Origin of the sequence: Lacibacter sediminis, from assembly GCF_014168535.1 — a bacterium.
Classification (GTDB): Bacteria; Bacteroidota; Bacteroidia; order Chitinophagales; family Chitinophagaceae; genus Lacibacter; species Lacibacter sediminis.
In genome coordinates this window covers 4,688,283-4,715,011 of sequence record NZ_CP060007.1, presented here as the reverse complement: position 1 = coordinate 4,715,011, position 26,729 = coordinate 4,688,283, and the positions used below count along the sequence as shown (strand labels likewise).

11 protein-coding genes are annotated in these 26,729 nt (G+C 37.6%); all 11 read left to right on the top strand.

The window, feature by feature from the left end; all coding sequences use genetic code 11:
• Nucleotides 1-11: 11 nt before the first annotated feature.
• The 11 genes from H4075_RS19890 (at nt 12) to H4075_RS19840 (ending at nt 26,703) form a co-directional block, all read left to right on the top strand.
• On the top strand, nt 12-5,264 hold the full coding sequence (locus tag H4075_RS19890; RefSeq protein ID WP_182802561.1) for a DEAD/DEAH box helicase: 5,253 nt from the start codon (nt 12-14) through the stop codon (nt 5,262-5,264).
• Nucleotides 5,265-5,275: 11 nt separating this feature from the next.
• Nucleotides 5,276-8,092, top strand: a complete 2,817-nt coding sequence (locus H4075_RS19885) for a helicase-related protein (RefSeq protein WP_255460243.1) — start codon at nt 5,276-5,278, stop codon at nt 8,090-8,092.
• Between the two features lie 5 nt (nt 8,093-8,097).
• On the top strand, nt 8,098-12,039 hold the full coding sequence (locus H4075_RS19880) for an Eco57I restriction-modification methylase domain-containing protein (RefSeq protein WP_182802559.1): 3,942 nt from the start codon (nt 8,098-8,100) through the stop codon (nt 12,037-12,039).
• A gap of 21 nt (nt 12,040-12,060) precedes the next feature.
• A complete protein-coding gene (locus tag H4075_RS19875) occupies nt 12,061-15,126 on the top strand; it encodes an RNA-directed DNA polymerase (protein WP_182802558.1) in 3,066 nt (1,021 codons plus the stop codon).
• A 95-nt stretch (nt 15,127-15,221) separates the two neighbouring features.
• The gene (locus H4075_RS19870) at nt 15,222-16,940 is read left to right on the top strand and encodes a DUF262 domain-containing protein (protein WP_182802557.1); all 1,719 of its coding nucleotides are present in this window, start codon (nt 15,222-15,224) and stop codon (nt 16,938-16,940) included.
• Nucleotides 16,937-19,288 carry a DUF262 domain-containing protein gene (locus tag H4075_RS19865; protein ID WP_182802556.1) on the top strand — a complete coding sequence of 784 codons (2,352 nt, stop codon included), beginning with the start codon at nt 16,937-16,939 and terminating at the stop codon, nt 19,286-19,288. The genes H4075_RS19870 and H4075_RS19865 overlap by 4 nt, the downstream gene beginning before the upstream one ends.
• Before the next feature lie 29 nt (nt 19,289-19,317).
• Nucleotides 19,318-19,554, top strand: coding sequence for a hypothetical protein (locus tag H4075_RS19860; RefSeq protein ID WP_182802555.1), 237 nt, complete (start codon nt 19,318-19,320; stop codon nt 19,552-19,554).
• A gap of 55 nt (nt 19,555-19,609) precedes the next feature.
• Nucleotides 19,610-20,434 (top strand): hypothetical protein, encoded by an 825-nt coding sequence (locus H4075_RS19855; RefSeq protein ID WP_182802554.1) that lies wholly within the window; start codon nt 19,610-19,612, stop codon nt 20,432-20,434.
• A 21-nt stretch (nt 20,435-20,455) separates the two neighbouring features.
• A complete protein-coding gene (locus H4075_RS19850) occupies nt 20,456-21,760 on the top strand; it encodes a hypothetical protein (RefSeq protein ID WP_182802553.1) in 1,305 nt (434 codons plus the stop codon).
• Nucleotides 21,761-21,767: 7 nt separating this feature from the next.
• The gene (locus tag H4075_RS19845; RefSeq protein ID WP_182802552.1) at nt 21,768-23,882 is read left to right on the top strand and encodes a phospholipase D-like domain-containing protein; all 2,115 of its coding nucleotides are present in this window, start codon (nt 21,768-21,770) and stop codon (nt 23,880-23,882) included.
• Nucleotides 23,872-26,703 (top strand): helicase-related protein, encoded by a 2,832-nt coding sequence (locus H4075_RS19840; RefSeq protein ID WP_182802551.1) that lies wholly within the window; start codon nt 23,872-23,874, stop codon nt 26,701-26,703. The genes H4075_RS19845 and H4075_RS19840 overlap by 11 nt, the downstream gene beginning before the upstream one ends.
• Nucleotides 26,704-26,729 lie beyond the last annotated feature (26 nt).

Here is a 26,729-nt window from a genome sequence, read left to right as displayed (position 1 = left end):
AATAGAATTTCATGGACGCATTTATAACCCATAATGACATTGTAACAAACTATCGTGATTATCTCAACTCGTTTCTTTCTATTGCAGATGAAAGAATTCAGGAAGAGGTTAAGAAATCATTCGAAGGCAATGGATTTATTCCTGAGCCGTTGGTTCAATTTAATCCCGCATATAGAACCGGGCAATCATTAAAAGATCTGGCGGATCAGAATGTAAACCCAGAACTGACTCAGGTGTTTGGTAATTACGAATTGTATGAACATCAGGTAGAAGCTTTGAAGATTGGATTGAATAATGATGGGTTCGTTGTTACCTCTGGTACAGGTTCGGGTAAGTCACTTACCTATCTCTCAACCATATTTAATTCAATATTCAATCAAGGGACGAATAAGCCTAAAGGGGTGAAAGCAATTTTGGTGTATCCCATGAATGCGTTGATCAATTCGCAGGAGGAAGAGATAAAAAAGTATGAAATTAATTATCTTGAGTCTTTTCTGCCGTCAGGGATAGTTCAAGAAAAGAAGAAAAAGACCTTAGATCAAATACTCAATGAGCTTTATTCATTAACTACAAACAGATTCCCGGTTTCGTACGCAAAATATTCGGGTCAGGAAAAGCAAGACAAGCGGGAGGCGACCAGACAGGAAGAGCCAGATATTATTCTTACGAATTACATGATGCTGGAACTGATAATGACCAGAGCTTCTGAATCATGGTTACGGAATTCTATGAAAACTCACTTGAGGTATTTGGTATTTGATGAATTGCATACATATAAAGGAAGGCAGGGTGCAGACGTAAGTATGCTGATACGAAGAATAAGGACTCATTGCAGTCAACCGCTTATTTGTATTGGCACATCTGCAACTATGGCTTCTCAGGGAACTCCTCAGGAAAAAAAGAAAGCAGTTTCAGATGTCGCAACAAAAATATTCGGCATTGAATATCGAGAGGAGCAGATTGTTGATGAACATCTGAAAACATGTACAAACGGAGTTACTCATAACCCAATAGAATTACGCAAGGCTGTACAAACTGGCATAAATACGAATGCCGATGAAGAGGAGTTTGTGCGTCATGAAATAGCGAATTGGTTGGAATTAAATGTGGCATTGAGAAATAACAATGGTAAGCTTGAAAGGGGTAAGCCTTTGTCAATTAAAAGTATAGCAGAAAAATTAAAAGCAGAAACTGAAGTTGCTGAAGACTTAGCATATTCCACGATAAAAAATTTATTACAGTGGGCGGAGACATTAAATGAAAAGAACAGACTGGCAAAATCAAGGAAAAGCTTTTTGCCATTTCGATTTCATCAATTCATTTCACAAACAAGCACTGTTGCTGTTACGCTTGAACCGAGAACAAGCCGCAAGATTACGATTCGCTCAGGGCGATATATAAAGGATGAAGCTGTTGAAAAGCTCTTGTACCCTGTGTTGTTTAGTCGTTATTCGGGTGTGGATTTTATTTGTGTGGAAAAAAATACAGATGATCAAACATTACTTCCAAGAAATCCGGAAGCGCCTGTTAGAATTTTTAACCAAAAGGAACTGACGGGCGATAATCTTAATGAACGCAACTTGCGCTTTGGGTATTTGGTGTTGGATGATGGAGAAGAATTCTGGAATGATGATCTTTTAGGAATGGCTCCTGAATCATGGTTGAATAACAGTGAAACTGCTTTTAGACCCTATTATGATTGGCATATGCCAAAGCCGGTTTACTTTAATTCCGAGGGAAAGTATTCCAGCGAGCCAGTGTATCCTTTAAAGGGTTATTATCTTCCAGTAAAGCTGCGGGTTGATCCTACTGCCGGTGTTTTCTATGAAGATTCGAAAACAAATGAATCGACCAAGTTGATGAGTCTTGGCCATGAAGGGCGTAGCACAGCAACTACCATTCTTTCATATGGCATTGTAAAATCGTTACTGGAGCAAAAAGAAGAAATAAAGAATCAAAAACTTTTAAGTTTCACCGACAATCGTCAGGATGCAGCATTACAGGCCGGGCATTTCAATGATTTTATTGCGTCGGTAAGATTGAGAGCTGCTCTTTATAAGTCAACATTAAAAAAGAATGAAGGACTTGAAATAAACAATATAGCGGAACGAGTATTGGAGGAGTTAAAACTAAAAGAGACAGATTATGCCAATCCAAATTTTGTAAGTAAAGATCCTGACTTTCCTGAATTGGAAAATGAAAAAGCGATCAAAGCTTATATACTGATCCGGATTTTTCAGGATTTGAAACGTGGTTGGCGTTATACACTTCCAAATCTTGAACAAACAGCATTATTAAAAATTGAGTACAATCGCCTTGATAAGTTAGTATCACTTAATGATCGTTTTCAGGGGCTCTTATTGTTTAATCAGGCGTCTCCTGATAAAAGAAAGGAAATTCTTGTTCAACTCTTGAATTACTTCCGTACAAATTTTTCGCTCTATCATCGGTTTCTGATAGAGGAATTTGCTGAGATTGAAAATTTGCTCAGAAACAGATTAGATGAAAACAAATTGTGGTCATTAGATCACAACGAAAAAATCGATCGACCAACTTATTTGGTTTCTGTACGGCCTGGTAGAAGTACCCAACGTGGAATCTACTTTGCTTCGATGGGATCCCGTTCCGGCATAGGAAAATATTTAAAACGGGAATTCAGCGCAGCCGGTATTACATGGCTAAGTCAGGATGATTTTAAAGTTTACATCGAAGCTTTATGCGATTTACTAGTAAACACAGGATTTCTTATAAAGACAGAAGGATTACGTGGAGAAAACGGAGTTGTAAACGGTTATCTGTTAAGAACCGACTCTTTGCGTTGGATGGCAGGTGATGGAACAACTGTATTTCTCGATCACACAAGAATTAATACATACAGACCTTTGGCGATGCAGCCAAATCAATTCTTTAAGAGTTTATACCAAACCGATTTTCAACAGTTCCAACGGGAATTGATTGGCAGAGAACATACCGGACAGTTAAACTCTGATGATAGAATAAATCGGGAGAAGGAATTTAGAGAGGGTAAGCTCGCAAGTCTATATTGTTCTCCCACTATGGAATTAGGAATAGACATTGCCGACCTTAACATTGTGCATATGCGAAATGTACCACCCAATCCGGCGAACTATGCGCAGCGTAGCGGTCGTGCGGGCAGAAGTGGGCAAACAGCAGTTGTCGTTACCTATTGCTCGGCATGGTCGCCACATGATCAGAATTATTTCAAAGCTTCTGATAAAATGGTGGCAGGGTCAGTTGTACCTCCCCGAATTGATTTAATTAATGAAGAACTCATAACGGGACACTTCAACGCTTATATTTTAATGGAGCTGGCCATTAAAGAATTAAAAGCATCAGTATCCGTATTGCTTGATATTGTGAACGAAAATAATATCCAGGTAAAGGAGGCTATTAAAGTTGCAATTGATGATGGCATTAAGACACACAAGAACTACTTGATTCAAAACTTTAAAAATGTTCTCAAGTCAATTGATGCAGAATTAACGAAAGCATGGTGGTTTAACGATAACTGGCTTGAGCAAAAAGTGCATTCGTTTGCATTTCGCTTTGAATCTTCGTTCAAACGCTGGATTCATTTATATCAGAATGCGAAAAAAATGATTAATGCCTCCAGGGTAATTCTGGATGATGTTACAATTAAACAGGACACAGATCAGAAAAGAGATGCGAAGAAAAGACATAATGCAGGATTAAAACAGGTTGAGCTTTTATTAAACGACTCAGATAAAGAAATCGGAAATGAATCTGAGTTTTATGTATTTCGTTACCTGGCTGCAGAAGGATTTTTACCTGGCTATAATTTTACCCGCCTTCCGGTTCGCACATTTGTTGGTTATAAACACTCCGATCAAGGTGAATATATCTCCCGTTCACGTGCGGTAGCCTTGCGGGAATTTGGTCCACACAATGTGCTTTATCATAATGGCAGCAAATACGAAGTAAACCGAATGAGTATTTTGAATCCGGAAGAATTACAGCGACGGATTAAAATATCTGCACAAACAGGGTATGCTTTCTTAGACGATGACGCAGAGATTGCTAACAATGATCCAATAACAAAGACTGAATTACGTGGCCCGAATGTAGAATATAAAACCAACCTCATTGAATTGAGCGAAACAGAGGCAAGGCCCAGGGAGCGCATTTCTTGTATTGAAGAAGAACGCTCTTCTAAAGGCTATGATATCGAAGAGTATTTTCGTTACCCTTCAGGCATTGAGCATACCCGAGAGGCAATCATAAAAAATGCAGATGCAGAATTGTTGAAGTTAATTTATGGGCAAGCGACAGAGCTCATCAAACTAAACAGAAAGGCAAGACGTGCAGCAGATGACAGAGAAGGGTTTGCGTTGGATACCCGAAATGGAAAATGGTTAACTCAAAAAGAGTTAGAAAACCAGGAAACATTCAATAACAAACGAGACGTATTGCTTTTTGTACGTGAAACAGCCGACACACTTTATCTGCAGCCGTTAGCTAATCTTCAGTTAGAGCCGGACCAAATCATCAGTCTTAGCTATGCAATAAAGCGGGCTATTGAAATACAATTCCAGGTTGAAAGCAATGAAATAGGTGTTAGCGTAATGGGAAGCCCAGAGTCTCCAAACATCCTCATCTATGAAGCTGCACAGGGGAGCTTAGGTATTTTATCACAACTTATTGATGAGCCGCTTAAGTTGAAAGAATTATTTGTTACCGCTTATCGTTCACTACATTTCGATCCGCTAACAAGAGAGGAAACAGAAGAGGGTAACAAATTACCGAGAGCCTCTTATGAAGATCTTCTTTCTTATTATAATCAGCGGCATCACGAATTGTTAGACAGGCATGGTATTAAAGAAGCATTGGAGTTTTTGATGGATTGTGATGTTTCTTCTATGAGCAATGGCCAAGATTATGAACAGCAATATCAACAGCTGTTAGGAAGCTATGATAAAAACAGTCATTCAGAACTGCCATTTTTAAAGCATTTATACAAACACAAATTGGCTTTACCCAACAAGGCACAGGTAAACCTGAAAGATTTTTATATTAATGCGGACTTTGTATATAATACGGATAACGGCCCTGTGCTTGTTTTTTGTGACGGCTCAGTGCATGATCACGAGTCAGTTAAAAAAGATGATGAGCACAAAAGAAATTTGTTAAGAGATGCAGGCTATGATATAATTGTTTGGCATTATCTTACAAAACTTGAAGACCTCATTACTAACCGAAAAGACATCTTTAGAAAATTAGGCTAAACAACATGCTATTGAACAAACTTCATAATCCAGGTGAACTGGTGCACTATCGAAACCGGGATTGGATGGTGTTACCGTCCGATAACCCCGATTTATTATTGATAAAACCATTGGGTGGATCCGAAGAAGAAGAAACAGCAGTATTTCTTCCTGTAAGTATTCCACAAGAGAAAATTACTTCTGCGAACTTTCCCGAACCGAATCCCGAACAAATCGGATCGTTTGAAACTGCCCGTTTGTTGTATGATGCTTTTCGATTGTCCTTTAGAAATGCATCTGGTCCATTCCGTTGCATGGGGAAATTATCGTTTCGCCCAAGGGCATATCAGTTAGTGCCGTTAGTGATGTCGTTAAAGATGGATACCACTCGACTGTTAGTGGCGGATGATGTTGGTATTGGTAAAACAGTAGAAGCACTCATTATCTTAAAAGAGCTAATGGAACGTGGCGAGGTAAAACGGTTTGCCGTGATATGTCCTCCACATCTTTGTGAACAATGGCAACAAGAGCTACGTGATAAACTGGATATCCAAGCTGAAATTATCCGATCCAGTACGGCTGCCAAACTCGATCGGCAACTACCCGACGATCAAAGTGTGTTTCACCATCTTCCTTATCAGGTAGTTTCTATTGATTATGTAAAAGCTGATAAGCGCAGAGGAATCTTTTTAAACGATTGCCCTGAGTTTATTATCGTTGACGAGGCACATACTTGCACACTACCTGCAGGTGCGAAAAGTAAATCGCAACAACAGCGCTATGCATTGCTGCATGACCTTTCTGCAAATAAGCAACGTCAAATTGTTTTGTTAACTGCAACACCACATAGTGGGAAAGACAGTGAGTTCGCATCATTGTTGGGTTTGTTGAAACCGGAATTTCAAAAACTAAACTTTGAAACCATTGAAGCGGCTGACAGAAAAAAACTGGCGAAGTATTTTGTACAGCGCAAACGGGAGAACATTAAAAGATGGTTGAATGAAAGTACTGAGTTCCCGGAACGAGACTCAAAAGAATTGGGTTTCACTTTAACAAACGAGTACTTACTTTTTTACAATAGCCTGCTGCATTTTGCAAAAGGCATTTCTACTGCCGGAAAAACAATTAATGAACATACACGTTTGCTTCGTTCATGGGCAGCCATTGCATTAATCAAAGGAGCCATGTCGAGCCCGGCAATGGCAATGGAGATGTTAACCCGCAGAAAAGAAAAGATTGAAGAGGGTGATTTCGTAATAACTGAAGAGGACAGTTTTGAAAATACATTATTTGAAGAACTCGATCAGGTATCGGATGTGCCACGACAGGATCTTATTGAAAACCTAGATTTTGCCCGAAACGAATTAAAAGAATTAGAAGAGTTACATAAAGAAGCACAATCTATTTTTAACAGCAAGGCCGATCAAAAAATTGAAACAACTATTAAGCTGGTGAAAGAGTGGGTGAAAGAAGGGTTTGCTCCCATCGTTTTTTGCCATTATATACCCACTGCTAATTATGTGGCTGAGCGGTTGAAAGAAGCCTTGCCAAATAATATTCATATCGAAGCCATTACTTCCGAACTGGCAGATGAACAACGTAAGGAACGCATTGAACTGATGGGCAAAAGTGAAAAGCGGATTTTGGTGGCAACCGATTGTTTAAGTGAAGGTATTAATCTGCAGGATCAGTTTACAGCAGTACTCCATTATGATTTGCCATGGAACCCAAATCGTATTGAGCAACGTGAAGGTCGTGTTGATCGTTTTGGACAGGCAGCTCCAATTGTAAAAACCTATGTGCTTTATGGGGAGAACAATGAAATGGATATGTTTATCCTGGAAGTATTGATTCGTAAAGTAAGGGATATACAACGGTCAACAGGTGTATCTATCAGCATTGGTGAAAACAGCAAGTCGATTATGACGGAAGCAGCTCAACGTCTTTTATTCAACAATAAAAAAGATGCTGTTCAGCAGGAGCTGTTTAAAGATACAGATGAAACGATTAGTAATGAATTAGAACTGGCCCGTAAGAAAGGAGAAAATATTCGAAGCATATTTGCACACGAAACTGTTGACCCTGCAACCATCAAAGCTGATCTGGAAGCTGTTGATGAAGCCATTGGTGATATTAAAACAGTAGAACATTTTGTTTGCAGTGCCGTGCAGCAGTTAGGTGGCTCTTGTGAAGCCGATGGTAAAGCAGGTTATATTTTACGACCGCAAAACCTGCCTGCACATATCAGCCGTTGTTTTAATAATGCAGCAACGGTGAAAGTGAGTTTCAATTCACCTACACCAAAGGGTTATATCTACGTTGGCCGCAATCATAAATTTACAGAACTGCTTTGCCAGTTCTTAATTGCATTATCGTTTGAGCCAAGACCAGAGTACGGAAAAATTGCACGGGTTTGTGAAGTTCAAACTGATACGGTTGCAACCAAAACAGTTTTGGTGGTGTTCCGTGTAAGAAATGTGATCAAAGAAGTTTCCTCTAAAAAAGAAAGCATTGCCGAAGAAATGTATCTCTGGGGTTATCGCTCAGTAAATGGCAAAACAGAAACTCTGGAATTTAAAGAAGCAAAAGACTTGTTGCTTCAATCTAAAAGTTTATCCAATCTTTCTGCGGAACGACAACAGGCAGATATCAGAACTGAGATGAAACGTTTCGACGAAATGAAACATCAGTTTCTTGAACTCGCTGGTAACAGGGCCGATGAACTGGTATCTGCTCACAGTCGCTTTAAAGAATTAATTGGTGGACGTCGTTATGAAAAAGCTACGCCTGTTTTACCTCCTGATGTAATGGGTGTATATATCCTGATGCCAAAACCACAAGACCTCTGATCAACATGAACTATTCGTCAATTAATATACAGGGTAATATTCTCAGTAGTGAGGTGCTGGAAAAAATCCGCACCGAGGATATTCGTTTTCAACAGGCAAAAGATTTCAATCTCGATCCGCATGCATCTGTTCGTGATGAAATAAGTCTGGCCTGGTCATTAGCCTTATCGCACTGGAAAGCGTTCAAACAAAAAAGGGAACAGCTATCAGCAACCGATACTGGTACTACCGAAACACGTAATTACTGGATGAAACCCCTGATGGGCATTCTCGGTTACGAATTATCTGCAGCACAGGCCGAAACCATTAATGGCAAAACTTATGCAGTAAGTTTCAGGGCTACGAATCTTGATCAATTTCCCGTGCACATTGTAGGCATTAATCAATCATTGGATGCAAGAGCCGAAACAGGTGGTCCACGACTTTCACCACATGCATTGGCGCAGGAATATCTCAATAACCAGGAGCACATGTATGCACTGGTAAGCAATGGTAAATTTTTGCGGTTGCTGCGTGATGCTACACGACTGAGCCGCCTAAGTTATCTCGAGTTTGATCTCAACCAAATGATGGACGACGGACTCTATGCAGAATTTGCATTGCTTTATCGTGTCTTGCATGCGAGCCGTATGCCGCAAAAAATGGATGCCGGTGCGGAAAGCATCCTGGAGTTTTATCACCAGGAAGCATTGGCATCGGGCTCACGTATACGGGAACGGTTAAGCTTGGCGGTAGAAACATCCATTAAAGAACTGGCCAATGGTTTTTTACAGAACAATGCCAATGAAGGGTTGCGAAAAACCATTGCTGCCAACCAACTGAATGCACAGGATTATTATTTATACAATCTCCGCATCATTTACCGCTTACTGTTTTTGATGGTGATTGAAGAACGAAAATTAATTTATCCCGCAAACAGAGATGAGCAGATAGAACAGCAGCGAACTATTTATTACAAGTATTACAGCGTACAACGTTTATGCAGGCTGGTGGAAAAGGCGGTGTATGTAGATCCGAAGAAAACCGATTTATGGCAATCGCTGGTTACCTGCTTTACGTTGTTTGAAAACAGCAAGTATGGCAAGCAACTGGGTATTGCTCCACTTGGTTCCGGTTTGTTTGCAGCGGATGCATTAGGCATCATGAGTGAACAGATGCTGGATAACGAAACGCTGTTAAAAGTACTCCGCCACCTGGTAACCTTTGAAAGTGAAAAGGGCCAACGGGTGAGGGTAAACTATGCTGATCTGGATGTGGAAGAATTTGGTAGTGTGTACGAAGGCCTGCTGGAATACGAGCCTGAAATTCAGGAACCAAATACTCAACCCGTTTTTTTATTTAAAGGACAAGAGAAAGGGAAGACTCAAAGAAGTAAGGATGGAGCTCATTATACACCTGAAGAGTTGGTGAAGCCGTTAATTAAACACTCGCTGGATTATTTAATTACTGATAAGCTCAAAGAAAAAGATGCGGAGGCGGCCCTGCTCTCTTTAAAGGTTTGCGATGTGGCTTGCGGCAGCGGACATATTTTATTATCAGCAGCAAGGCGTATTGGTTTTGAACTGGCAAAACTGCGGAGTAAAGAAGACCAGCCCTCGCCACCGGTATTGCGACAGGCAATACGTGATGCAATTAATAATTGTATTTATGGTGTAGATAAAAACCCATTGGCTGTTGAATTATGCAAAGTAGCCATGTGGCTCGAAGCACATAACCCCGGCGAACCATTGAATTTTTTAGACCATCATATAAAATGCGGTGATGCCATTGTGGGCCTTGCACATAAAGATGAACTGGAGAAAGGAATAGCCGATGAAGCGTTTAAAGCATTACCGGGTGATGATAAAACCATTGCCTCTTCTTTCCTGAAACGGAACAAACAGGAACGCAAAGAAAAAACACAGGCAGCGTTTGAATTTGAAAAAGCTATGATCACCGAAGTGGATGCGGTTATTGAACAATACAAGCTCTTTAAAAACCTCCCCGAACGAACACCCGAAGAAGTTGCCAATAAAGAGAAGCAATACCGCCAGTACGAAAGTGATTACCACCGTATACGCATGAAACAACTGGCCGATGCACAGGTGGCCCAGTTTTTTATACCAAAGACTGATGGAAACAAACCAAATATCTTAACTGATGCAGAATACCGTATTTTTTTACGGCAGCTAAATAAGCATATAGGTGTATTGCAAAGCGATAAACTGGCAAAGGCTGAAACCTTAGCGAGAGAAAAGCGATTTTTTCATTGGTTCTTGGAGTTCCCAGAAGTATTTAATGAAGGAGGTTTTGATTGCATTTTAGGTAACCCGCCTTTTTTAGGCGGCAAGAAAATCTCCGGGGCTTTCGGCGATTCATATTTCGAATTCATTAAAAATAATTATACTCCTGCTGCGGCAATGGATTTGGTTGGATTTTTTTTCAGAAGAATTTTTCAAATAATAGCTGAGAAAAAGTTCATGAGTTTAATATCTACTCAATCTATATGCGAAGGCGCAACACGGGAGTGGTCGCTAGAAATTATTTTAAATACGAACGGAACAATATTGTTTGCGTTAAAGCGAATTCAATGGCCTGGTGTTGCTAATGTTGATGTTTCATTAATTTCAATAAATAAATCACAATCTTGGTATGCTCCAAAAATATTAAATGGTAATCAAGTACAAAATATTACTCCGTATTTGACTGATGAATTAAGCAATGTTGCGGCTCATGAATTGTCTATTAATTCTGATAAAAGCTTTGTTGGTTCATTTATTTTGGGATTAGGATTTTTAATAGATATAGAGAAAGCGAATGAAATTATTAGTAAAGATGAAAAGTATAACGAAGTATTATTCCCATATCTTAATGGAGAAGATCTCAATAGTAATATAGACCAGCTCCCTAGCAGGTATGTTATAAATTTCTTCGATTGGCCTGTGAATAAAGCGAATGAATACCCTATTTGTTTTGATATTGTAGAATCATTGGTTAAACCAGAAAGACAGCGTTTAGAGAAAGATTCCAATGGGAAAGAAATTGCTGGCAAATTTGTCTTGAGAAATCCTTTGCCCCAAAAGTGGTGGCAGTATGCTGATAAGAGGCCAAGTCTTTACAGTAAGCTTAAGAATTTAAATAGGGTTCTAGTTATTCCAGAGACAACAAAATATTTGTCATTTACATATTATTCGCCTGGTATAGTTTTTTCATCAATGACCAAGGTAATCTTGCTTGAGGAATATTATTTTGGGGCAATTCTATGCTCAACATTTCATGAAGAATGGGCTAGGAAATATTCTGCAACTTTAGGGGGAAGGCTGAAGTATAATCCTTCAAATTGTTTTGTTACTTTTCCATTTCCAAATTGTATTAGTGATAATAATATTGCGTCTCTAAATAGAATCAGTGAAGCATATCATAAATATCGCCCAAAATTGATGCTCTCAATAGGACTAGGGCTTACCAAAACTTATAATGCCTTCCATGCAAAAGACGTACAACTGAGTATAGCTAATGATAATCTACAATTCTTCGATAAGAAAGTCATAGAAAAACAATACGGCAAAGAGGTCTGGAATTTATGGAATCATTTGCAAAGAACAAAAGACACTTGCAGCATGGAAGAAGCTTTAGCCGGAATTGTTAAACTCCGTGAGTTGCATGTACAAATGGATCATGCTGTATTGGTAGCTTATGGCTGGAGTGATATTCAACTTCGCCACGATTTCTATGAAGTAGACTACCTCCCAGAAAACGACCGCATTCGTTTCACCATTCATCCCGATGCCCGCAAAGAGGTACTAAAACGTTTACTCGAACTCAACCATCAAATTCATGAGGAAGAAATAAAGGCGGGGTTGTGGGATAAGAAGGGGAAAAAGAAAACATATAAAACCGATGATGATGTTGTGAGTAGAGTGGATGAGCCGGATGAAAATTTGGGAGGTTTGTTTAATCAGAAATAAATTTATTACATAAAGCTGCTTATGAATAATTCATACTTAACCATTGATGATCTAGTTGTGGCTTATAGAAAAGCCAAGATAGATGCCTACTACGAAACCGGGCACTTAACCTTACTCGATTTTGCAAACTATGAACAAAATTTGCTCAATAATCTCAATGAACTGCTCCTTAAAATTAAGGCCAACGATATGGGTTGGTTTGGCAGTCCAGATTTTGTAGGCAGTCACATGTTTGCATTAAAGAAAATTGATTTTGAAGATCAGGGAAAAGGCAAGGATACTTCCTTTGTGTATTATTCAAATGGTGAGCGCAGCTGGAATTCAAAGAAAATCAAATCAGTGGACTTTCGCATTTTGGGGAAGCATAAGGTGCATTTTCATGTGTTTTCTTCATTATGGCTCGAAAAAGTAGGATATGCATTAGAGCAATACGTAAGTGAAGATAGTTATGGTTGCCGTTTGCGAAGTGCCTATAAAGGAAGTGGAGATTTAGACAAAGAAGAACAATACTTACGAGGAAGATTTGGGCATTTTAAATCTTATTTGCCAGCATATCAAACATGGCAGAACAATGGCATTAATAATATTTCAAAAGCTTTAAAGGACAATAAAAAAATAATAGCAGTAACAGCAGACTTAAAGAAATTTTATCACAGAATTGACCCTTCTTTTATAGTTGAAGAAGATTTTTTAAAATATATCAATGTATCACTCGATCCTTTACAAGAACAGCTTAGTACATTACTGATACACGCAATTACTGCATGGAGCAGAAATATTTATAATGACGAAGACGTTCCAAAGAATTTTAAATTTAACCGACACTCCGGTATACCTATGGGCCTTGGGGCCTCTAAAACAATTGCCAACTTACTGTTGATCTTTCTTGATCGTAAGATTAATCAGGAAATTAAGCCAATTTATTACGGTAGATATGTCGACGATATGTTTTTGGTTGTAGAAGATGGAAGTAATATTGATTCGCCTGAAAGTTTTTGGACTTTTTTGACAAAACGAATAGATAGATTAGTTCGTGCTGAAGAGCAACAAAACTCAGAGGATAGAAATAGTAATGAATACAAGCCAGAAGGGTACATTCTTGAAATACCTTATGCACCGGATAGTTTAGTAGAATTCAGCACGGATAAAGAAAAGTATTTTTTCCTTGAAGGCATTAGTGGTGAGTCCTTTCTGACTACCCTGAAAGATAGTTTGAATGAAAACAGCAGCGAGTGGAATTTACCTCCTGACATTGACAATGATATCGAGTCTTTCACTCATGAAGTATCGAAAGTAACTACGGATAATGAGGAGTCAGCTAATGGATTGAGGAAGTCGGATGGCTTAAGTATTCAAAGGCTTAAATTCATTTTGTATTTAAAGCGTCTTGAGATAGTTGTAAAATTTTTACCGAAAAAGAAATGGGATAGTATCGTTAACTCTTTTTTTGACCTATGTCTTGAGCATGCAATAACCCCTGAAACAATTGCTACCTATACGAAATATTATCCGAGGATAGTTTCTTTAGCTGTAAAAACGAGGAAGCTTGAATTTGTTGATAAGCTCGTTCTTAATGTTGAAGAAGCTTTCAGGAAATTAAAAGAATCAAAGGCTGATTCTTTTAATGGACCTTTATCATTTGCTAAGGAGTATATTTTTTCGTTGCTAGAGGAAGCTGTCTTAAGTACTTGGGAGCCCGGAGATAACCCTCATTTAAGTAAGATAAGTTTACTACAACGAAATAATAATTCTGATTCCATTGAGCAAGATGTTATACGCTTGATTGTTTCCGATCTTCATAAAAAGCCATTTAAAGATTACTTTAAATATCCACTTGAGAAGATGCCGGAATACCTTCATTCTCACAATCTTGAATTATGGGATGATTCTTTTTTAAATTCAGATTATTTACCTAATTACAATCATTTTGTAAAATTTTCGACTGAAGCATTTAAAGTAACTTATCCATTAGATGCAAATGTACTCACCAGACCATTCGCATTTTACTTCTTTACAAGACCGTTTACACTTTTTGATCTGTGCTCAATTTTTCAAAATTGGTATGATATTGATGAGAATAAATCTTTCCTGAATTATTGCAAGCTATTTAATATTGACAGTACAGGTCTTGAGCAGCCATGCAATCATGACTTAAAAATAGCTGATGAAATAAAAGCTATTTGTTTACAAACAGATGGCGAATCATTGAATCCAACAGTTGCATTTACAAGTTTGGAAACAAAACCTGAAAGTTGGGTGGCTGTTGTACAGGGTTCTCCTAATGAGCCTGATGGGGATCGTATAGAGCGTATTTTTAATTTGATTGAGAATATCTTAAGGTGTAAAAAAAAGGCTGAGATTGGTTACGTATTGTTTCCGGAGTTATCAATACCGTTAGAATTGCTTGATTATATCTCACATTTGTTTTTAAAGAAAGGAATTTCCATAATAGCTGGTATTGAATACGAAATTAAAACTCGTCCGGGAGAGGTGCTGCCTCCACACATATTGAAATATGTTTCCAATCAACTGGTTTATGTGCTTACTGTGAAAGGGAAATGGGGGCCGTCTCATGTTTTATTGAAACAGGAGAAAATCATTCCGGCTTTTAAAGAAGAGCGAGATATCTATGATATAGGCGGAGCTGTATTACGACCAGATTTTACCAACAAGTTTTTGATTAATCATGGAGGTTTTTGGTTTGCAGGTCTAATCTGTAATGATTTTCTGGATATAGATAATCGGGCAATGTTCAAAGGATTAATTGACGCATTGATAATTGTTGAGTGGAATAAAGACATTGACACTTATAACGGATTAGTAGAAGCCTCAGCTAATGATTTGCACACATTTATTATGCAGGTCAATAATCGTTTATATGGAGATACAAGACTTAGAGCTCCATACAAAGAATCTTACAAACGAGATCAAGTGCGGGTGAGAGGCGGAGAGTTGGATTATTTTGTAGTTGCTACGTTACAAGTGAAAGAACTAAGAGCATTTCAAAGAAATCATCGGTCGCCAGATAAGCCATTCAAGCCGGTGCCCACAGGATTTCAAATGAGTAACTCAAGAAAAAATAGTTAGTTAAGTATGAAGCATTACAATCAATTTGTATGATCACTAACAATAGCGTGTGTAGTAATAATTTTTAAAAAACTACAGTTTTAATCTTTTCTAAAATGCAAAATTTTCTTAATATAAAATCAATTGGTGAGTTGTTGAAGTATAGTTTCAACATTCCTTCTTATCAGAGGGGCTATCGCTGGCAGGTAAAATATCAGGTAAAACCATTACTGGAAGATATTTGGAGTTATGAAATTGATTATGCTAATCCAGAAGCGTTTTATTGCCTGCAACCGGTGGTAGTAAAAAAAGTATCAGAGAATTTATACGAATTGATAGATGGCCAACAACGGCTCACTACTATTCTTCTTATTCTACATTACTTCAATCAAACTGAATTTAAAACGCCCAAAAAGCATTATTCACTGCATTTTGAAACAAGATTAGCCCAGGAGGATTTTCTTGAAATAGTCGAAAATAAAGAAGCTACTGCTGAAAATATTGACCTGTTCCATCTATACAGTGCTTACCAATTCATTTCAACATGGTTTGAGGAAAAAGAAGAAGCCAATCCTGCAATTAAATCAAACTTCTATGATAAGCTGATTAATAAAACAAAGGTAATCTGGTACGAAATTAATGATAGCTCCAGTGTTATTGATATTTTCACCCGTTTGAATATTGGCAAAATCCCTTTAACAAATGCTGAGTTAGTAAAGGCTTTGTTTTTAAGCAAGGTATTTGCAAAAGAAGATAAGTATCTGAAACAATTGAATATCGCTTCAGAATGGGATCGAATAGAACAAAGTTTGCAAAAGCCAGAGTTTTGGTACTTCATCTGTACCACACCAGATAAATATGATACAAGGATTGAGTACATATTTGATTTGATGAAAAACAAACCTGTGGATGCAGAAACTTATTATACCTTCTACAGGTTTTACGAAGAATTTGACGGACGAAAAAATAGCATCAAAACAATTGATAATATTTGGCTAAGTATAAAGGAGTACTTCCTGTCATTTGAAGAATGGTTTCAAGATAGAGAGTTGTATCATTTAATAGGGTATCTCACTTCTGTAAGTAAAAATGTCCAAACTATCCATGAGTTGTCCCGACAAACATCGAAGTTAAAGTTCAAAGAAAAACTACGAACTATCGCAAGAGAAACGATAACCAAAGCGATTACTGAACTGAATTTTGAAGACAACAAACGAGATGTTAAGAATGCATTACTGTTGTTCAATGTTTTGACAATAATCAATAATAAGAAATCCAGCATCCGCTTCCCTTTCAACCACTATCACAACCAACGATGGGATATTGAGCATATTCGCTCTCAAACCAGTAAAGAAATAACGGGAAAAGACAAGGAGAACTGGGCAAATACATGTTTACAGTACTTTTCCGGAGTTCTATACGACGGATCAAATGAAACAGATATTTTAGCCCATTGCGATACGCTTTCTGAAACAGAAAAGGAATATTGCCACCGATTGCTGAAAATTCTTAAGAAAGAAGATGATGTCCAGTTCGATGCATTATATGCTGATCTAACATTATACTTTGGAGAGAATGATGATTTAGAGGATATAGACAATCTTTCAAATCTTACCCTATTGGATGAAACAACAAACCGCATGTATAAAAATGCGTTTTTCCCCGTTAAAAGAAGCCATATTATTAATAAAGAAAAGCAAGGCGTGTTTATCCCTTTATGTACAAAGAACGTCTTTTTGAAGGCCTATAGTCGAAAGTTAGGCGAAGTAATGTATTGGAATGCTAATGATGCTAATGATTATTTACAGGAAATTGAAAATACCCTTAATAAATGAGTGAACAACTAACCTTCTACAAGTTGTTTGTTGAAAAGCAATACAACATTGAAATTCCGATTATTCAAAGAGATTATGCACAGGGAAGACAATCTGCAAAAGAAATAAGAAATGATTTTTTGGATGCACTTTACACCTATTTGACGGAGGGCGTTCCTTTCAGAGATCTTGATTTTATATATGGCGATATTGATGGCAACAATAATTTTATTCCTCTCGACGGCCAACAGCGGCTTACTACTCTTTTCTTGTTGCATTGGTATTTGGCGGTGAAAGAAAATAGGTTTGACGAATTAAAGCAGGCACTAACAAAGGATACCTTCTCTAGATTTACCTACAAAACACGTCAGTCTGCTACAGATTTCTGTAATGCTTTGTTTAGAAATCCTTTTTCACTTGCTAAGTTACTTTCGCCGGATGATGAAAAGGAAAATGCTTTGTCTAAAACAATTAGAGATAGTTACTGGTATTTTCTTTCCTGGGATTATGATCCAACTATACAGTCGATGTTATGCATGTTGGATGCAATCGACAAAAAGTTTAAAAATGCTGAGGGATTCTATGGCCTCTTAATTAATACCGAAAATCCTGTAATTACTTTTCAATTTCTGCCTCTTAAAGATTATGGTCTTACGGATGATTTGTATATCAAAATGAATTCACGAGGTAAGCCCCTGACAAAGTTTGAAAATTTCAAGGCAAAAATTGAGCAGCATTTAGAAAACTTCAATAGCAAGGTTGCTTATAGTCCAAGCATTAAAGATTACTTCGCTCAGAAAATTGATACAGAATGGGCTGACTTATTCTGGACTTACAGGGATAAAAAAGAGAATGTTTTTGATAAACAAATGATGCACTTTATAAGTGCCATCGCAATCAATCATTATTCCCTTACCCAAAACGAGCCCAAAAAGTATATCGATAATCAAAACAATCTTCCTCTTGATTTTTATTTACGTCAAAATGAACAATTCATAACTACGCTGATCGATACACTCGATCTTATTAGTAATGGGCATAAGTACAGGCAATATCTCCCAGTGTTTCATTACTACGATGAAATAGATACTTTCGACAAAATCATTAATAATAAGTTTAGTGATACTGGCTATGCAGAACGCATCAAATTTTTTGCTTATTATGCTTACTTATGTAAATGGAAGGTAGCCGATGGATTACAGGACTGGATGAGGGTAATGGTCAATTTAATAGAAAACACCACCCCTTATAATAACGAAACCGAGTATGTTAATTCCCTCAGGGCGATACAAAGACTTTTACCGCATAGCAACTCTATTTTAGAATACATAATAACTGATGACAATATAAAGGGGTTCAATCCTACACAAATTAAAGAAGAACAAATAAAAGCGCATTTAATCTTAAAAGATGATGCTTGGGCAGAAAGGATATACAAAGCCGAAAAACATCCGTACTTCAAGGGGCAAATCACTTTTGCTTTAGCCTTCAGTCAAATTGAAAGCTATTATGACGAAAATGGACAATTTGACTGGAACGAAACAGATCAGACCAACTTTCAGAAAGAGTTCGATCGTTATATAGACTTAGTGTTTGCATTATTTACTGAAGGGGGATTAAGAGACGAAGCTAAGCTAAACCATCGCCTGCATCGAGCAATTCTTACAAAAGGTGATTATCTTTTGTTCGCCAAAAAAAATTATAGCTTTTTGGTTGACACTGAAAGGGATGTTAGTTGGAAAAGATTTCTTCTTGGCGATGGGTATCGTAGTAATAAGCGTAATTTTTTTAAACAATTAATTTCGGATTCTTTATTTGATCCATCAGATTTAAGTAGCTTGGAATTGATTTGTTCAACTGCTAGTAACTTATTAACTGATTGGAGAATAAAGTTTGTTTTATATCCTGAACTTCTCGCTTATTTGGGAAAAGATAAGTATATCCGTCATACTGATGATGACATAATTTATTTGCTACGTGGCGTTAAAATGAATGGAGAACATACAGAGCTCTACACTTATTCTTTGTACATGGAATTAAAAAGTGAACTGACTCCCGCTCCATTTAACGATATTTCTTATTATAAAGTAAATACAGATAAGGAGGAGCCATACATATTTTTCAATGGTTTTAAGTTCAAAGAAAATGAACTAGAATTGGATATATACTATGAAGGTCATGGTATATTTAAGTTGAAACTATTTGATCAAAATAAGGAACCAATTGGACATGAGTTACTCAATCTTTTGATTTATCACAATTTCGTGGAGCAAACGAATTATTTGGAGAAACTATTACCTGAGAATGAAGTAAAAGAAAAGCTTAGAGATATTCTTGGTGATTTTTCTTCAGCAATTTCAATTGACTAGAATATCAATCCATACTGAAAAAATACATCATGTCACAATTATTATTACATGAGGCGATAGCCGTGGTTTTACTTGCTACGAAAAATCGATCTGCAACTATTGAAGAGATTGCCAACGAAATTAATCGGCGGGAACTTTACAGAAGAAAGGACAATACGGATTTGCCATCGTACCAGGTGATGCAAAGAACGAAACTAAGCAACGGCAGATATCAGCATCTATTTGAATGGATTGAACCGAATATTGTTAGACTTAGAAATTTATAGGTAGATAATTTAATGAACAATAATTCTGAAGGTTCATTTTATATAACAGAAGCTCATGCAAGAATATCAATACTTTAAACAATCAGGCAACCCGGAAGTCCATGCTGCGCTTGTAGGTATCAGTAAGCAGGATTGGATATGTGTAAGATTTAGAGAAAACACGAACGACGCAATTAGCACTATGTCTAAATATCAATTTGATATTTTGCCTAAGATGAATAAGGATTCGTCAATAGATAGTTATTATCGTACGGTCGAGTGGGGGAAGTATTCTGCTGAAAATATTTTACTGAAAAAAATAGAGTCTGCGGATAAGCTCTATTATTTAACCAATATCAGAGATGTAATTCGTTTAATGTTTGAAAGCAAGCGAAATTTCTTTTTTCTTACTAATCATTCTGAGATAGTTGGCCTGATCAGTATCAGTAACCTCAATTGTAAGCATGTTGCCCTCTATTATTTTAACTTGATAAATACTTTGGAAAGAAGGATGGGTAAATTTATACATCAGCATCTTGCGACTGAAACTATATTGGGGAGTCTTCAAAAATTAGGTGAAGAAAAACAAATACCATCTGCATTGGATACTGTAAAACGATACAAAGGTGATGCTTTAAAAGGACTTGATGGGAGCATAATTGAATATCTTTATTTGAGTGATCTTTTTCTGCTGGCTTGTGAACATCATCTGTATAAATTACTTGGTTATAAAAAGCAGCAAGATTTTGATAAAAGATCGGGTTTACTGCGAGGATTAAGGAATGCAATTGCTCATCCAAACAAAAGTTTGGTAAAAGGGCCATTATCCTTAAATGATTTATGGAAAAGCTCAGTAAAGATTAATGAACTTGACGAACGTTTGAGTTCTTTAAATATTTGAATCTATTCAAGAAAGTTCATAATGTATCTACCCAGTTTATCGGCATACCAAACATTGGAAAACAGTCAAGGCACATTGGATCCCCTCGGCCTTTACACAATCGCCGATCGCTTGGCCATGCGGCTTGCACCTGATTTGAGGGAACGTATGAAACATCCACGGTATCTCACTTCTATTGCAGTTGGTGCTGTAGCATGTTCTTGTTTCAGTGAAGAGGAACTTGCTGTTGATGAAGTATCACCTCCATGGCAAGTATATGAATGGTATGTGATAAGTGGGCTAGTGAGACGCTTTGATAAAACAGATCCCAACCAGCTATTAGGTATGCCCGGCAGAGAAAAAACAACACGCTCCATGCGTGATGGTATTCCATTATCTGCAAACAGGTATTTAAAAACACCAACTGTTTTTGGTTTCCATGGAGTGTATAGAACATTGGCGAAGGGCATCAAATTAGTGGATGACGATATGGTTGGGGAGTTCGGTTCTTCATTGGTTGATATTTGGGAAAATGAACAAGGATTAAATGGGTTCAGGGTTGGCATTGCCGGAACTCCGGGTTATGAATTTCGGAAGAAGATAGAAGATGCAGTGCGAGCAGGATTAAAAGCTGGTGCAGTTGCTAAACCGTGGAGTTGGGAATTTTATAATAAACTCGCTGAGTCGTTGGCACCCAAAAGCCCCGGTAAAAAAGAAGCAACGGCTTTGTTTAATGTATTAGTAAATGCTGAATCAGAATCAAGAGCAGAGTTAATCCGCTTTCTTGCTTCTGTTGAAGGACAGAAAACCGTAGAGTCAGGTTCTGAAAAAACAGTTCATACAGCTTTTCTTCAACAATCGCCTGGCATTAAGCCATTGTTATTGGCAATACAATCGTATGAAAGAGTGTGCAGGTTGCTATACAACGCATTCTATGAAATACTTCAATGGATGGAGTCACATCAAAGCAAAAAAGGAACAATATCGCAACTGAGTGATTTAGTACATGTCAAAAAAGCTTGTAAAGAACTACCTGCTGCTTTTCAGGAAGCAGACTTATTACTTGAACCGTTTACCTATGAAGCAAGTTTGTTCCTGGATAATTTTCAGCAACTACGGGAAAGTTTTGAACGAAATGAGTGGGTCCTTCTGTTGTTTGCGCATCACATGAAAGTGCAACGAAGTAAACCTCCCAATGGCAAAGCGCCATGGATACTAGAGCATTCGTCAGATGTATTTCTGTTAAATACAACTCAAGCAGGTGTTGCAGAGCTTAATGAAGAGTATGTTCATCAATACAGGACTTATACATTACAATCTTTTCTGACAGACCTTGGAAAATTATAAAAGATAAATGGCAAACGAAACTGCGTATAAAACATTATTGGATTGTTGGGGAGCTCCTGACATAGTGGAGGGTACAGATAATAGTGCAAAGACGATCCCGATTGCGTTTATCAGCACAACATTCACCTTTGATGCTGATTTTTTTGATGAAGAATGTCTTACACGTTTCCTGATGATGGAGACTGAAAAGGAGAATGATGGTGTTGCCTTTTTAATTGAACGGGAAGAAAAACTCGCCAGCCTTCATGGAGGAATTGTGTTAGTTGACCAAAATCATTGCAAAGGAAGCCGGAGCTTGAGATGGGATCTTGTTCCATGCCGTATAAAAAATGGCATCATGCATGCAAAGATTACGTTGTTGCATTGGTCAAACTGTATTCGACTTATCATAGGTTCAGCAAATCTTACAGAAAGTGGCTATTGTATTAACCAAGAGGTGTTTAGTTGTATTGATTATTATCCCGATAGTGATGCAGATCTAAAAATTGTCAATGAGGTTTTAGTATTTCTAAATGAATTGGCAAACGAACAGTGCGGAGATACCGTAAAGGCAAGGTTTGCAAAACTGCATGGTGAGATTAAATCCACTTTAACGAAATGGAATATTGTTACGAGGAAATATAAAAATGATGAAGTTTCAGTTCAAGCGTTGTTTGTTTCTCCAAGACAAAAGAATGCATTATCCAGGTTGCGGGAAGTATGGGATAGTCGTTTTAACTCGCCTCCCGACTGGGCTTTTGTTACAAGTCCTTTTTTTGATGCTGAAAAAACTGCGAATACTCCATCTTTAAAAATATTTGAGATACTGCAACAGCGAGGACCAGTGGAGGTTGCTTATAATATTACTGCTGAGCTTGTATCTGTCGAGAGTAATGAATTAGTAGTGAATGCTCCTGAATTTTTGAAAGAGATAACAAAGCCGTCACAGACGATTTGCTTTTATCAGGTACTTGAGACGGGTATTAATGAAAAAGGAAAGAATGTTCCAAGACCTCTTCATCTGAAAACCCTCTGGCTTTCTAAAGAGGATGTACATCTTTTTCAGATTGGCTCCAGCAACTTTACTTCTGCAGCCTTGGGACTTGGTAAGCGTACTAATTATGAAGCTAACTTAGTGTATACAGTTTCACAGAGTCGCAATAAAAAAGGCTATGATTTGCTTTGCGCAAGTGATCCAGATTCAAAGCCACTTGAAGACGATCTCTTACATTTTAAGTATCGTCTCAATGAAGATGAGAATAACTTGGAAACTGATTATCTCGAGCTGCCTCTATTTTTTAAAGAAGCAGTTTTACGAAATGTAAGTGATCAATTTATACTTGAATTGAATTTTGATTTGCAGGCGGGTACTGCTCCCGAAGGCTTTAAGATCTGGACTGGAGAAAATGATAAGAAACAGCATTCTGCAAAAAGTATTTATGAGTCAGCTCAATGGATTAATGAGAGGAAGAATAGCATCCAATTGAAGTGGGATACACAGTTGATACCCGATTATCTTTTTGTGAGCTGGCCCGGCGCTGATGGTAAAGCCTATTGGCCAGTGGTAGTTGAAAATCAAATTACGTTGCCGCCGGTTGATGCATTGAAAAATTTACCTCTTGAGGCTTTGTTGCAAATACTTTCGTCAAATAAGCCGTTGCATAGATTGTTAGGTATGATTGAAAGGGTACTACGTAATCAAAAATCTAATAGTCAGGATGAAGCAATTCTTGATCCACATCAGTTAGTTGATACAAGTCGCTTTCTTTTGCAGCGTACCAGAAGGGTTTCATATGCTATGAGGTCTCTGAGAGAGAGGCTGGAAAAACCTGTATTCACAATTGAATCGCTTAACTGGAGATTGTATGGTCCGATTGGTGTAAAATCATTACTGGATGCTATCGTAAATGAGGCGAAGTCTGAAGAGGAAAAGAGATTTTTGATTGCTGAGTTAGCTTTAGAGTTATCACGGGTTATTCCACAGCAAACGGAGATTTCTATTACGAAAGAAATTGTGAAAGCGGAGATCAAAAAAGTCGTTGAATCTATGGCAGGTATGATTAGTGTGGATATGGAAGACTCTAAAACAGCAGTAGAAAATTATTCGGCAAAAGCCTTACAAAAAGCAATCTATGAGTTATAGTTATCCTTTACACGAATCCATAAATCTACATGTAGCTGATCGGATTAGCTTGGAGGATGCGCAAAGGCAATTACGAACAGCTGATGCAATCCTTCACAGATTAAAGGATCAGCCAGGTGTTATTCTGGCCGATGAGGTAGGTATGGGTAAAACATTTGTTGCACTAGCTGCAGCAGTGTCTATTTATTTAAAAGACAAGAAACCTGTTGTTGTAATGATTCCTCATAATCTTACAGCAAAATGGCCAAATGATTTTCGTCTGTTCAGGGAGTCTTGCATAACAAATCCAGCCATACGTTCTAATCTCAGATGCGAAGTCGCAGAAAGGCCTGAAAAATTTCTAAATCTTTTAGATGACGATGAAGATAAACGAGCTGCTATTATTTTCTTAACTCATGGCGCCTTAACCAGAAGTATGAGTGATGGTTGGATAAAACTGGCCATTATTCAGAAAGCCCTGTATAGAAGAAGAGATACTGAAGAAGTATATAAATTGTTGGGGAAATATGCCGGTAGCCTGGTAGAAATGCTATATATCGAAAATAAAAACAGAAGTATTGATATCTGGCGTTTGTTATTTGATGCACATCCTTCTAAGTGGAAGAGAATTTTGGTGAAAAATGGCTTCTTCAATGCAGAAGATGACGATCCGGTTTCATCTATATTTATTAATGAGCTTGATAAGTTAACAACTAGTCAGCTCGATAACCTTTATAAGGATTTAAGACAGGAATTGCCAAAACGTAGTTCGGATAATATTAAGCAACGTTTGCAGAATGTGAGACGAATGTTAAATGATGAAGCAAAATCTCTATGGGCAAGCTGTTTGAAGAAAATAAAATTACACCTTCCGCTATTAATTTTTGATGAAGCACATCATCTCAAAAATGCACAAACGCAATTAGTCACAAAGTTGTTTCATAATCCACTAGCTGAAGAAGAGGCTGGATTATTAACTGGTCAATTTGATCGGATGATTTTTTTGACAGCTACTCCATTTCAATTGGGCCATCACGAATTATTCAGAGTTCTTGAACGTTTTAAAACAATTAACTGGACAAATTCAATAGCTCCTGTAATAGGTAGCACAGGTTATAAAGAAGAACTGGATCTTTTACTTACGCAATTAGATAATTCGCAGATTGCAGCCAGAAAGCTTGATTCAAGTTGGGGAAAATTAACGACTGAAGATTTAACGCTGAATAATAAAGTTTACACTGATGTATATGAATGGTGGCTGGCTGTTAATAGCGAAGAAGCTACACTTACTCCTGTCGTTCAAAAAGTGATCGAGGATTATCAGATTGCTCGAAATAAACTTGGTATTGTGGAGACATTGCTAAAAAAATATGTTATTCGTCATTTGAAACCTCGGGAATTAAAAGGAGTTTATGATGGTATTCCCCGAAGAGATAATTTAGCAGGTAATCTTATACAGAAGGATGATCAAGCAATAAGTCAGTTGACCCAGGGGCTTGAAGTAACAAAGGAATCGATGCTGCCTTTTTTATTGGCAGCCAGATTAACAACAATTCAACCCGATAAAAGACCTGTTTTTGCAGAAGGCTTAGCCTCTAGTTTTGAAGCATTTCGTTTTACGAGAGAAGAACGTTTGAAAAAAGAGATTGGGAATATTACAGACCTCGATGATGATCTGGTAGAACCCGACACTGCAACTGATTCGGTAGCTGATTGGTATCTTGATCAATTAAATGAGGCATTGAGTATTTCGGCAAGCAAAGGGAGCACACATCCTAAAGTGAAGCCAACGGTTGATCGGGCTATTTCTCTTTGGACTAAAGGAGAGAAGGTGCTTGTCTTTTGCCATTATATTGCTACTGCTAAGGCCTTAAGAAAATACATGTCCGAGGCGATGAAAGAAAACATCAAAGTGAGAGGAGCTGAGATATTAAAATGCAGTGAAGATGAAGTTTTTGATCAGTTGGAAAAGATAGCCGACAAAATCACCGATAAAGACTCTTTGTTGTACAAGAAATCAGTGTCAATTCTTAATGAGCTAATTGACGATTTCAGCGAACTTGAAATCTACCGCATAGAGATTATAGAGTTGATTCTCCGCTATATGCGTACCCCATCTTTTCTTGTTCGTTTTGCTGCAGCCAGCGAAGGAAACTATGATATTGAATGGCTTGAAAAATCGTTCAGCACGACTGATAATTCTGGAGTGACTCTCCTTGGGATGATTAAAAACTTTCTCGTCTTTTTGAGGAATAGAAGGGAAGATAGAGAAGACTATATTAATCATTTAAAATCAATTCAGCCAGGCGGAATCAGAGTAAAAGACGTAATTCTTGAAGATTTGGATGAAGTGGAAAAGGCGGATGAAAAGGATAGTACAGTTATGGCTAATGTCAGGCTTTGCTACGGTGCTACGAAACCGGAAGCACGACAAAAACTGATGAAAACGTTCAACACCCCTTTCTTCCCGGATATTTTAATTACAAGCAGCGTTATGGCTGAAGGAGTCGATCTCCATCTTAACTGCAGGCATATCATCCATCATGATCTTTGTTGGAATCCCAGCACACTTGAACAACGAACAGGTAGAGTCGATCGAATTGGTGCAAAAGCTGAAAAATGCGGGAAGTCAATAAAGGTATATCTGCCGTACATCAGTGAAACACAGGATGAGAAAATGTATAGAGTTGTAACAGAAAGAGAACGCTGGTTTAATATTGTGATGGGAGAAAAGTATAAAGTTGATGTAGCTACAACAGATAAGTTGGCACAACGAATTCCATTGCCTGAAGAGTTAGCGAACGAACTTTCTTTTAATTTGGAGATTATTGATTTGGCGTAAGGGTTATTTTTTTGTAGTTTGAATTT